This window comes from Pricia sp., from assembly GCF_041745955.1.
In the GTDB taxonomy this organism is placed as follows: domain Bacteria; phylum Bacteroidota; class Bacteroidia; order Flavobacteriales; family Flavobacteriaceae; genus Pricia.
The window spans coordinates 1-2,855 of sequence record NZ_JBGTHY010000309.1; the positions used below are offsets into that span (position 1 = coordinate 1).

Sequence of the window (2,855 nt, forward strand, 5' to 3'; positions counted from 1 at the left end):
GGAGGACTTATAGAAGAAATATATGACAATTTCGGAATCTAATTCCGAAATTGTCATATATTTGCGATATGATTGCTAGAAGGGCACATATAGAATTACGAAAATTATCGGAACAATACAAAGCGGTAGCGCTGGTCGGCCCACGGCAGTCGGGAAAAACTACTTTGGTTCGTGAGGTGTACGACGACAAACCTTATCTGAATCTTGAAAACCCAGATGTTCGTAACTTTGCCGTAGAAGATCCTAGAGGTTTTTTGGGTCAATTTCAGACCGGGGCCATACTTGATGAGGCGCAAAGGGCACCACAATTATTTTCATATCTGCTACAAATATTGGATGAGAGCGGTCCCGAACTCCATTTTGTGCTTACGGGCTCGAATAATTTTTTGTTACAGGAAAACATCACTCAAAGTTTAGCAGGAAGGGTAGGTTATATTAATCTGTTGCCCTTTTCTATAGATGAGCTGCAAGAAAGACTCCCCGGTCGGGTGGCCGCCCTTTTGCACAAAGGTTTTTACCCGCCCCTATACGATAAGTCTTTTGAAGTAGATAAATGGTTCTCCAATTATATCAGAACATACGTCGAAAGGGATATAAGACAGCTCAAAAACATCGGTAATATTTTAGTTTTTGAACGATTTCTGCGTTTATGTGCGGCAAGGGTCGGGCAGTTGTTAAATAAGAACGCTTTGGCTGTAGAGGCTGGTATAGACAGTAAAACCGTAGAATCTTGGATTGGCTTGTTGGAAGCTAGTTTCATCATTTACCGTTTGAGGCCCCATCATAAAAATTTCAACAAACGTCTTGTGAAGATGCCGAAGCTCTACTTTTACGACGTTGGTCTTGTCTCCGCCCTTTTAGGAATCCAAAATGCGGAACAATTGGACTTGCACCCCCTCAAGGGGGCATTTTTCGAAAATATGGTGGTCATCGATTTGATGAAAAAGAGATTCAACGCGGGCAAGAGCGATAATCTCTATTTCTGGCGTGACCGAAGCGGACATGAAGTGGATATTGTTCTGGATTATGGACTTGAGCTTGTCCCTATCGAAATCAAGGCCGGTGAGACCATAACGTCCGCCTACACCAAAGCTATCAATTATTGGAACAAATTGTCGGACACCAAAGGTGGAATCGTTGTTTATGCAGGGCAATCGATTCAGAAAAGAAGTAATGGAATAAACATTGTTCCCTATACGAAAATGGGAAACTACATACCCTGATATTTAACAAATTCCACCACAAACCCTATTTTTGCCCAAAACCAGTTCAAAACCAAAATCCATGAACATCCTTATCCTAGGCTCCGGTGGTCGCGAGCATACCTTGGCCTGGAAACTCAAACAAAGTCCGAAATTAGAGAAACTTTTCGTCGCCCCAGGCAACGCGGGCACTGCTGAAATCGCTACGAACATACCGATAGGTGTAAATGATTTCAATACTATAAAGAAAACAGTGCTGGAAGAAGACATCCATATGGTAATCGTCGGCCCTGAAGACCCTTTGGTCAATGGCATCCATGATTTTTTTCTGAAGGATGACGATTTGGCCCACATCCCCATTATCGGTCCCCAAAAATCGGCAGCGGAGCTTGAAGGCAGTAAGGAATTCGCTAAAAAGTTTATGATGCGGCATGACATACCCACGGCGGCCTATGACAGTTTCAAGGCCGATACCTTGCAGAAAGGTTTTGCTTTTTTGGAATCCCTAAATCCACCTTTTGTTTTAAAAGCGGATGGTCTGGCCGCCGGGAAAGGCGTAGTTATCTTAAACGATTTGCAAGAGGCTAAAAACGAACTGGAATCCATGTTGGTCGATGCCAAATTCGGAGAAGCTAGCGCCACTGTGGTCATAGAGGAGTTTTTATCGGGTATCGAGTTGAGCGTTTTCGTGCTGACCGATGGAAAGGGCTACAAGGTGCTGCCCACTGCAAAAGACTACAAACGCATCGGAGAGGGCGACACCGGGCTTAATACAGGCGGAATGGGCGCCATTTCTCCCGTTCCCTTTGCAGATTTCGAGCTTATGGATAAAATCCACCGGCGTATCATCAAACCGACCATTGACGGCCTTAAAAAGGACAACCTGCCCTATAAAGGCTTTATTTTTATCGGATTGATCAAAGTAGGCAACGACCCCAAGGTCATAGAGTACAACGTGCGTATGGGCGATCCGGAAACAGAGGTGGTCGTTCCGCGGATCAAAAACGATATGGTATCCCTTTTTGAAGCGGTTGCCAATCAAACGTTGGATAGCGTTGAACTTGAAATCGACGAACGAACGGCCGCCACGGTCATGTTGGTTTCCGGAGGCTATCCCGGAGCCTATGAGAAAGGAAAAACTATCACGGGTTTTAAAGAAATCGATGATTCTTTAGTGTTTCATGCGGGCACAACGAACAAAGAGGGAAAGACTGTTACGGACGGCGGAAGGGTAATGGCGATAACCTCCTTTGGAAAAGATTTCAAGGAAGCACTGGGCACATCCTATAAAAATATCGGCAAAATAAAATTTGAGGGCATGAACTACCGAAAAGACATCGGTTTCGATCTCTGAACGAAATCGAACCTATGTGGTCAGACAGACCTACAAAAACGAATGCGAGGTGCTAGATCGGTCCTCTTCTTCGTTGTCGTCATATTTCTTAAGTTCCAACATCCAGTAGACGAACCCTGCAAAACCGAGGATAACCAAGATCCAGCTAAAAAAATTGGCGCCCCACCAGCTGTCCATATATCGCAATTGGTCCATCGGCCAAAAAAGATAGTTTACGAACAAATCCTCTATTCCTCTAAAAAATGAAGTCATCTTGGCTATATTTACGGAGCAAAAATATAAAAAGTCGGGATGATTTC

General features: G+C 44.2%; 3 protein-coding genes. 2 read left to right on the forward strand and 1 reads right to left on the reverse strand.

Annotated features, from left to right (window positions below):
• The first annotated feature begins 68 nt into the window (after positions 1-68).
• Positions 69-1,223 carry an ATP-binding protein gene (locus tag ACEW8S_RS11305; RefSeq protein ID WP_373518260.1) on the forward strand — a complete coding sequence of 385 codons (1,155 nt, stop codon included), beginning with the start codon at positions 69-71 and terminating at the stop codon, positions 1,221-1,223.
• Between the two features lie 61 nt (positions 1,224-1,284).
• Positions 1,285-2,556 (forward strand): phosphoribosylamine--glycine ligase, encoded by a 1,272-nt coding sequence (gene purD / locus ACEW8S_RS11310; RefSeq protein ID WP_373518261.1) that lies wholly within the window; start codon positions 1,285-1,287, stop codon positions 2,554-2,556.
• A 30-nt stretch (positions 2,557-2,586) separates the two neighbouring features.
• Here purD and ACEW8S_RS11315 read toward each other — a convergent pair.
• The coding region (locus tag ACEW8S_RS11315) for a hypothetical protein (protein WP_373518262.1) at positions 2,587-2,855 on the reverse strand (269 nt) is incomplete at its 5' end.